General features: G+C 35.2%; 7 protein-coding genes. 3 read left to right on the forward strand and 4 right to left on the reverse strand.

The window, feature by feature from the left end:
* Positions 1-235: 235 nt before the first annotated feature.
* Positions 236-715, reverse strand: coding sequence for an NUDIX hydrolase (locus K6D58_RS03550; RefSeq protein WP_296827671.1), 480 nt, complete (start codon positions 713-715; stop codon positions 236-238).
* 342 nt (positions 716-1,057) lie between these two features.
* On the opposite strand from K6D58_RS03550, the gene K6D58_RS03555 reads away from it, so the two are divergent.
* From K6D58_RS03555 to K6D58_RS03565, 3 genes are all read left to right on the forward strand, one after another.
* Positions 1,058-2,299 carry an SH3 domain-containing protein gene (locus K6D58_RS03555; RefSeq protein ID WP_296827673.1) on the forward strand — a complete coding sequence of 414 codons (1,242 nt, stop codon included), beginning with the start codon at positions 1,058-1,060 and terminating at the stop codon, positions 2,297-2,299.
* The gene (locus K6D58_RS03560) at positions 2,296-2,979 is read left to right on the forward strand and encodes a DNA alkylation repair protein (protein ID WP_296827676.1); all 684 of its coding nucleotides are present in this window, start codon (positions 2,296-2,298) and stop codon (positions 2,977-2,979) included. The genes K6D58_RS03555 and K6D58_RS03560 overlap by 4 nt, the downstream gene beginning before the upstream one ends.
* Before the next feature lie 179 nt (positions 2,980-3,158).
* Positions 3,159-4,463: a carbamoyl phosphate synthase small subunit gene (locus K6D58_RS03565; protein ID WP_296827679.1), complete on the forward strand. Its 1,305-nt coding sequence runs from the start codon at positions 3,159-3,161 to the stop codon at positions 4,461-4,463.
* A 77-nt stretch (positions 4,464-4,540) separates the two neighbouring features.
* Here the strand turns inward: K6D58_RS03565 and K6D58_RS03570 are convergent, their stop codons facing one another.
* From K6D58_RS03570 to dapF, 3 genes are all read right to left on the reverse strand, one after another.
* Positions 4,541-6,223 carry a bifunctional metallophosphatase/5'-nucleotidase gene (locus tag K6D58_RS03570; protein WP_296827682.1) on the reverse strand — a complete coding sequence of 561 codons (1,683 nt, stop codon included), beginning with the start codon at positions 6,221-6,223 and terminating at the stop codon, positions 4,541-4,543.
* Between the two features lie 82 nt (positions 6,224-6,305).
* A complete protein-coding gene (locus K6D58_RS03575) occupies positions 6,306-8,048 on the reverse strand; it encodes an AMP-dependent synthetase/ligase (RefSeq protein WP_296827685.1) in 1,743 nt (580 codons plus the stop codon).
* Positions 8,049-8,162: 114 nt separating this feature from the next.
* On the reverse strand, positions 8,163-8,838 hold a 676-nt coding region (gene dapF, locus K6D58_RS03580; RefSeq protein WP_296827687.1), incomplete at its 5' end, for a diaminopimelate epimerase.

The raw sequence follows: 8,838 nt of genomic DNA on the forward strand, positions 1-8,838 counted from the left end.
TTGTAAGGAATTTAGTCATAGGTGGTTTGCGGCAGGGAATATTTGTTCATGAATTTTTAATTGCAATGATACGACTTATCCCCTAAAAATCAGAAAATTCAAGCTTAAGAAGATACAGAAAATTTGTTTGGTCTTAAAGTAGGGGTACAGAATACATATATATAGAAGAAAAATGAAAGAAAATGATGGGGTATATATCACTATAATTATGTATAGTATTATATACCCCTTGTAATTAGAATGCTATTTCTTTTCCGTTAAGGACAGCATTGATTAAAGTTCCGGATTTATAAATCAGCTTTAATGAAAAGAAGGGTTCATTACTTTGAAGCAGTTTCAGGAAAATAACATCTCCCTGCCAGTGTTCAAGTTTAAGGAAGTCAGATTTTTTAATCCATTCAAGATTTCCTTCGTCACATTCTTTAATAGTTCCTGTAAAAGAATCTGCTGTATACAGACACATATATTCTGCAGGATCATCATCAGAAAGGAAGGTAACGATACCCCGGAATTTATAGGAAGTAAGGGTAAGACCTGTCTCTTCATAAACTTCTCTAAGAAGACAGTCTTCCGGGCTTTCTCCAAATTCAAAATGGCCCCCGACACCAATCCATTTATTGTGGTTAATGTCGTTTTCTTTTTTAGTTCTGTGGAGTAAAAGATAGGAGTCCTGGTTTTCTATGTAACATAAAGTAGTTAATTGTGATTTGCTCATAAAAAAACAGTAGCCGAAAATTTCAAAAAATTAAAGATGAGCTAAACCGAATTTAACAGTGTTTATTAGTGCCAGAAAAATATGAAAAATCTTAAAATTTATTAAGTTTTAGGAAATGTCGTTTCCGGAATTTTATTTTTACTATCTTTACTTGAAATATAAAATTATCTTAAAATACGTGATTAATCTGAATATAACAGATTTTGTGTGGGGACAGTAATTTAAACCAAAACAGTTATTTATCTTCTCATTGTCTGTAGATTTTTATCTAAATTATTCAGTTTTAAAAATATCCTGAATTTTATTTTTAAAAATCAGGAACACAAAAAAAGAGGAGCCGGAATGAAAAAATCTGGAAAGTTTGCTGTTGCTTTATTAACAGCTTCAATGTGTGCATCATTTGTTTGTGGTCAGGAATACAACAATTTTAAACGCTTTAATGGAAAAATTCCTGAGACATCAGTTTTAAGGTTTTATGATATCAGTTATGAAAATGACTCTTATGAAGACTTTAATTACAAAAAAGATTTTAACAATGATAATTTAAGCGTAGAAAAACTTTGTGAAAAAGGTGATTTAGCAGTAAACCTTTATTATGAAAGAAAATCTGAAAACAGAGATTTTGAATCAAATCAGGTTAATGCATATATAGAAGTCGTTAAAGGAAAAAATAAAGGGGCTTTTTTCTTTGTTCCATCTGTTGATAAGTATAAGGTATCAAAAGGTTTTATTAAGAGTGCAACAATTGAAGCTAAAAAAGGATGCAGTGCAATTCACGTAAAATATGAAACAAATCCAGGTGATGGTGTTTTTGATAGTCGTACAGAAAAAACTGCAATTTTTGAAGTTTTAACTAAAAGTGGAAGAATTGAATATATTGGTTCTTATATCAACGAACATAGAACTGAAGATTCAAGCTCTTCTTCCGAAATCACTTCAATTGATAGCAGAAATTATTGTGTTTGTCGTATTTCAAAAATGATGGGACCTATATCTTATGAATTACAGGTATTTGATCTTACAAAACTTGAAAACAGAATAGTATTAGCTACAGATTATAAATTCGGAGGAGATTTTATTTATACTGTTATTTCAGATGAGGCAAAATTATATGAAACAAATGATAATAAAAATTTTACCGTAAAATCTGATTTAGCTTCAGGTGATTCAGTTAAAATGTTATTTAATGAAAGTATTCAGCCTGTTGCTTATAAGAACATGGGTGTTGTGGGATTTATGATTCCTGTTTATACAGAAGATTCTGAGACATTGGAAGGATATGTCTGGCTTTATGATATTGTAGACAATACAGATCGTAAGTCAGCTCTTATGGGAAGAACTAAGAAGATGATTGCAAGTGAAAACCTTCGTCTTCGTGAAGGAGAAGAAACTTCAAGCAATGTCCTTACAACAATGTCTGCCGGAACAAAGGTAGAAATAGTAGAGGTTGGTAAAAAAGATAATATTGACGGAAATGAATCTCACTGGGTTAAAGTAGAAGTAAAATCTGGTGCAAAAGATTCTGAAGGTAAAGACATAAAGGCCGGCTTACAGGGCTGGTGCTATGGTGGTTATTTGAAATGACAATTGAACAGATTGTAAAATCTTTGTTTTCTTTGCAGGATAAAAAGTACAGGGAATTTCATAAAAATCTTATTCCTGGAATTGATAGCGAAAAAATTATAGGAATAAGAACTCCTGTATTACGTAAGTTTGCAAAAGATCTTGTAAGGGAAGATTCTACTGAAGAATTTTTGCAGGCTCTTCCACATCATTATTATGATGAGAATCAGCTTCATGCTTTTATTCTGTCGGAAGAAAAGGATTTTGCAGTCTGTATAAAAAGGGTAGAAGATTTTTTACCCTATATAGATAACTGGGCCACCTGTGATCAGCTGCTCCCTAAAGCTTTTAAGAAAGACTGCAGGAAGTTACTGCCTTATATAGACAGGTGGCTTAATTCAAAAAAGACTTATACGGTAAGGTTTGCTATAGGTATGCTGATGCAGCATTTTCTTGATGAAGAATTTGAACCTGCCTTTGCAGAAAAAGTAGCAGCTGTTAAGTCTGAAGAATATTATGTAAAAATGATGATTGCCTGGTATTTTGCTACGGCTCTTGCAAAACAGTATGATACTGCCCTTAAGTTTCTTGAAGATAAAAAACTTGATGTCTGGACTCATAATAAAACTATTCAGAAAGCAATAGAAAGCTTTAGGGTAAAAGAAGAACATAAAAAGTATTTAAGAACCTTAAAAAGATAAGCTTGAATAAAAGTACCAGCCCGGATTGGAATGGTTGCCTGCAAGTCTGTAGCGGAGCGGAAGACCGGAGCAAAGCGGAGCCATGGAAAGCCGGTTTACTTTTAAGGGCAGCTCCGGAAAAAATGTACCGAAATTTACAGTGGCAGAAGTCTTAAAAAGTTGTAAAATATGGTTTTAGTATGAAAGGTACTAGAGCTTTTTTGGTCCTGGCTAATGGACAGGTTTTTGAAGGCGAGAGTCTTGGTGCAGAGGGCATAGTTATTGGTGAGGCTGTTTTTACAACTGGTATGAATGGCTATATCGAAACTTTGACTGATCCAAGTTATTTTGGACAGATTGTAACACAGACTTTTCCGTTAATTGGTAACTACGGTATTATTCCTAAGGACTTTGAAAGTTCAAAATGCAATCTTCGTGGTTATATTGTTAGATCTTCCTGTGAAGCTCCATCGAACTTCAGGTGTGGCGGAGATCTTGATTCCTATCTTAAAGAGCAGAAAATAATTGGTCTTTGTGGAATTGATACCCGGGCCCTTACAAAAGTTCTTAGGGAAGCTGGTGTAATGAACGGTATGATTGTAAGCGGTGATTCTGCTGAAGCTGCTGAAATTTATTCTTCCCTTAATGATTCTTCTAAAAAAACAAAACTTCTTAAAAAAATCAAATCCTTTAAAATTGAAAATGCTGTTGAAAGCGTAACTGGTTCAGCCACTGGTGTTGAAGAAAGTGCTGATGTAGTTTTTGCTGAATCTGCAGAATACCGTTTTGTTCCTGTAAAGGCTGATGGTACTAAAGAAAATGATCCTGAAATTGCCATGAAAGATGGTAAGGGTAAAAAGATTGTTTTGTGGGATTTTGGTGCAAAAGCAAATATTCGTCGTGAACTTCTTAAGCGCGGGGCAGAGGTTGTAACTGTTCCAAGTTCTTATACTGCTAAAGAAATACTTGCCCTTAATCCTGATGGTGTAATGCTTAGCAATGGTCCTGGAGATCCTGCAGAAAATGTGGGTATCATTGCAGAAATAAAAAAGCTTATTAAAGCAAAGGTTCCTGTTTTTGGAATTTGTCTTGGACATCAGCTGCTGGCACTTGCTACCGGAGCACAGACTATGAAACTTAAGTATGGTCATCGTGGTGCAAACCAGCCTGTTAAGTATCTTGCTACTGGAAGGGTTTATATTTCTTCACAGAATCATGGTTATGCTGTTAAGAATGATTCACTTCCTGCCGGTGCAGTTTTAAGTTTTGTAAATACAAATGATGGTACCTGCGAGGGTATTGTTTATAAAAAGTTCCCGGCCTTTAGTGTTCAGTTTCACCCGGAAGCTTGTTCAGGTCCACTGGATACCAGCTTTTTGTTTGACGATTTTATTAAGCTTATTAATAATCCTGAATATTTTAAGGGATTTAAAGCTGTAACAGAAAGAATTGATTCTATAAAATTCTTTAATGCTACAATTAAGAAAACCAAGCATATTGGTTAATAGATTTTGCTTAAAAAAAAAGCGGCAGCTGTTATTTATCACGGCTGCCGCTTTCTTATTTTAAATTGTCATTTGAATTATTTAATTGTGATACGTCCCTGTGATTCTGAATACTGTGCAGAAGGTTTTCCTTTAAGAACGTCTACAAGGTATGTCATAAGAACCTGATAGTCAGACATGCTTCTGTCGATAAGGCGTTTGTTATCTTTAAACATTGTGTAACCGTCACCGTAGTTAAGGATCATGTAGTTATGGCTTGCAACTGTGTAAGTTTTCTTTGCATTAAGAGGAACCCATTTGTCGTCCTTAAAAACGTATACATCTTTTACACGTCTTTCACCTTTAACCTTTACAAACATATTTTTGTCATCAGTAACAACACCACTTGGAATAGAAAGGTCAACTGTAAATTTGATTCCTGATACCTGAAGGAATCCACCAAATTCACCAAGGGCTTTTCCATCTGCAGAAGTTTCTGCCTGCATTCTGTGTACTGAATATTCAAGGGCATCAAGGACCTGCTGCCCACTTGCTTCTACCATTGTAAGGGTATTTCCGTATGGATGTACTTTAAGAATGTCTTCAAAAGCAATATCGCCTTTTGGAAGATCTGTACGGATACCACCACCGTTTACAAATGCAATGTCTGATTTTGATATTGAGCGATAAGCATCTGCACATAAGTTACCGATTGGAAGTTCACGGGTACGTACAAGGCGGATTCCGTTTTCGTCAGCAATAGAAAGTGCAACATCACTGGTTGCTACAACTTTTTTAAGATCATCATTGTAGGCACTCATAATTGAATTAATGTAATCCTGAATCTTCTTGTCCTTACCCTTAAATGATTGATCAATAAGTTCTGATGTAAATTTTCCGTCTTTAGAAAGAGTAAGCTTTCCAAGGTATTCAAATTTTGTTCCAGTTGAAGTAAGGATTACATCCTGACCTTTTTTGTTTTTAAGAACTTCACTTGGGATTACGCTGTGAGCATGTCCGTCAAGTACTACGTTAATACCGCTTGTGTTTGCAATAAGAGCTTTTGAAGAAACAGCTTCTGGAACTCCTTCGTCTCCAAGGTGAGAGAGGGCAATTACATAATCAGCACCTTCTTTATAACACTGGTCTACGTATTTCTGTGTGATTTTGTAAAGCTTCTTACCTTTTTTACCATCGTTAAAGTCATAAACGATTTTATTATTTTCCATAAAGTAAGTTGGTGTAGAAGTTGTAATACTTGTTGGTGTACAGAGACCGATAAAACCAATTTTTACTGAACCAAATTCTTTGATTACGTATGGAACTGTCTGGTCTACAAAGGAAGTTTTATTTTTTCCGTCGTAAGTTACGTTTGTATTTATATATGTAAATTTAGCCTTAGCAATGAGATTTTCAAGCTGAGGCATGCCATAATCAAATTCATGATTTCCTAAGATTGCAAGGTCATAGCTGGATTCGTTCATTATATCTATTACATAGCTTCCCTTTGAAATTGAACCGATTGCTTCTCCCTGAATTGCGTCACCGTTATCTACAGTGAGAACATAAGGTGTCTGGGTAAGTGTTTGATTTCTGTAGGCAACAAGTCCTGAATAACCGATTTTTCCGTTGATACCACAGTGAATGTCGTTGGTATAAAGAATAACAACATCATTGTCGTTTGTTTTAGGCTGGTTTTCAGAACCTTTTGCAAAGACAGGCAGGGCGGCTGCAACGAGTAAAGCAGCAGTTACGCTTTTTGCGATTTGTTTGATTTTCATCATTTCCTCCGTTATGCTCATAAGCACTGATTAATTTTAACATTCTGAAAAGTAAAAGTTTAGTCTATTTTAAGAATTTAACTTACTTTTTATAGTTTCTCTTTACTTTCATAGTTGTTGTCATTTCCAGAGGTTTTTCCAGAATTGTAATTTTTGTAATTCTCTGGTAAGGCTGAAGTTCCTTGTTTATTTTGCTTACAATGTTAGAAATTGTCTTGTAAATTTGTTCGCTGGCTGCAGGAGAATTGTCTTCCCTTTTAATGTTAAGTTTTTCAAAGAGTGAATCGGAAGGGTAGATTAAAGCTTCCAGTTCTTCAGATTTTTTATCTTCGTTGGCAATGTACCCCTGAACTGTAATCTGCTGAATATCTGTTTCCAGCTGGAATGAATCTTCTATTTCTTCAGGGTAGACATTTTTTCCGCCTTCGGTGACTATCATGTTTTTACATCTTCCGCTGAGCATAAGATAGTTTTCCTTATCAATCCAGCCCAGGTCCCCTGTTTTAAACCATCCGTCTTCTGTAAACATTTTTGTTGTTTCTTCAGGCATGTGATAATAACCCTGCATGACCATAGGACCTTTAACACAGATTTCTCCAACACCATCTTCATTTGGGTTAAGGATTTTCATTTCCATATGACCGGCAAAATACTGTCCTACACTTTGAATCTTAAAATGCTGAACAGGATTAAGGGCAATAATTGGTGATGTTTCTGTAAGGCCATATCCCTGAACAAAATCTATACCCATTTTGTTGTAGAGTTTGAAAACACTTTTAGCTAAAGGGCCTCCACCGCAAATAGCAATTCTTATAGTATTAATATTTGCCTGTTTAAGTACCGGAGCAAAAAGTTTATGTCCTATATTTATTCCTGTAAATATTTTTATCAGGTATGAAACTTCCATAAGGATTTTCATAAGGGCGTTTACTAAAGGTCCTTTTTCTTTTATGCCTTTAAGTATTCCTGCTGCCAGTTTGTTAAAAAGAAGTGGTACTCCAAGCAGCATGGTAATCTTTCCTTCCTTAAGTTCTTTCATAAGTTTGGAAACAGCCATGCTTTTTCCGAATACAATTTCTGCACCAATACAAATTGATTCAATAAAAACTGCAAGCATTGTATAGGCATGATGAATAGGAAGAAGGGCATAGAAAACATCCTGTTCGTTGATAATCATATTGTACTGGGCAATAAAAGCATCACTTACAAGATTTCTATGACTGAGCATAACTCCTTTTGGTTTTCCTGTTGTTCCGCTTGTAAAAAGAATTGCCGCAATATCATTTTCTGCAGGCATTTGATTTAATTGAATTTCTTTACTGGCTTTAAGTGTATAAACGTAATTTTGATTTTTTCTGTTAAGGGCAAAAACTGAATAGTTATTTTTTTTATTATTGAAATAGTCGAACTTTTCTGTATCTACGAAAAGCATTTTAGGGCAGGCAGTTGAAAGAAGGTTTTCCAGCTCATTTTCATGCAGTGCATAATCCATAGGACATATTGTTGCACCAGCAAAAAGGGCAGCAAGATAAACCGTAGCCCACTCAGGAGAATTTTTACCGGTGACGGCAATTTTATCTCCCTTTACAATTCCTTTTTCAATCATCCATTGAGCAAGATTTTGTACCTGCTGGTAGACTGTTTCATAGGAATAGGTTCGTTTGGAATTATCGTCTGTATCCCAGTCGGTAAAAGCATTCCTGCTGCCGAACCTTTTTACGGTAATGGTAAAAATTTCCGGTAATGTCGGCCATTCTCCGGAATAATATGTTCCTTTGAAGTCATCTAAAAAATAAGTCGGATTATAATTTTTTAAACTCTGCATTTTTTCATTATAACATGGACTTTTAAATGTGATGAATTTTTATTTAAAATAAAAAAGCAGCCCTTAAGATTTTACACTTAAAAGCTGCTTATCTTAAATTAGTTTTAAATAATTTTAAATTTCTATCTCACCTTCGTAACACATTATGGTGTTTCCGGTAAGGTAAACTGTTTTGCCGGTGTATTTAACCAGCAGGGTTCCGCCTTTAACTTCTACTGTAATATCCTGATTTACAGGACAGTAGCCGTTAAGGACAGACGCTATTGCTGCTGCACAGGCTCCTGTTCCACAGGCCAAGGTTTCGCCGTTGGAACGTTCCCAGGTTCTGAGTTTAATTTCATTAGGTCCTACGATACGTACAAACTCTGTATTTGTTCTTTCTGGGAAACATTTGTGATGTTCAATAAGTGGACCAATGTATTCAAGAGCTTCCTTGTCTACAAACTTACTGAAAATTACTGCATGTGGATTTCCTACAGAAAGGGCGGTTACTTTGTAGCTTGTTTTTTCTACTTTAAGATCCTGATTGATGATGGCTTCTTTTGGAAGATAAGATTTTTCTTCATCAGAGCAGTTTGCAAAGACCTTACTGTCGATGGCTGAGCTTTTAAGTGTTGTTGGAAGAAGCTCTGGTTTGAATTCAGGTTTTCCCATATCAACAGTTACAGATGTAACTTTACCATTTTGTTTATAGAGAAGAAGGGATTTAATACCGCTTTCTGTTTCTATGGTAATTGTTTCTGTGTTGTCAGTTTTCTTACCATGCTTTGTCTGAATGCCGCAGATATTG

It is taken from the genome of Treponema sp. (assembly GCF_024696245.1).
GTDB lineage: Bacteria > Spirochaetota > Spirochaetia > Treponematales > Treponemataceae > Treponema_D.